The organism is Leifsonia sp. HAY1-4F (assembly GCF_056755275.1).
In genome coordinates this window covers 1-240 of the sequence record NZ_JBNDHX010000573.1, presented here as the reverse complement: position 1 = coordinate 240, position 240 = coordinate 1, and the positions used below count along the sequence as shown (strand labels likewise).

1 protein-coding gene is annotated in these 240 nt (G+C 65.0%); it reads left to right on the top strand.

What is annotated here, in order from left to right:
* Positions 1-15: 15 nt before the first annotated feature.
* Positions 16-240 (top strand): ATP-binding cassette domain-containing protein (locus tag ACPYOG_RS20540; RefSeq protein ID WP_481295916.1); only part of this gene is annotated, 225 nt, incomplete at its 3' end.

The window sequence follows — 240 nt, the reverse complement described above, 5'->3', positions numbered from 1 at the left end:
GAGCGGGTCTGTCACCTGATGGAGCAGGTCGGTCTCGACCCGAAGACGCGCGAGCGCTATCCGCATGCCTTCTCCGGCGGGCAGCGCCAGCGCATCGGTATCGCCCGCGCAATTACGCTCAACCCCCGCATCATCGTCGCCGACGAGGCGACGTCGGCGCTCGATGTCTCCGTCCGTTCGCAGGTGCTCGATCTGCTGATGCGGCTGCAGGATGAGCTCGGTCTCGCCTATATCTTCATC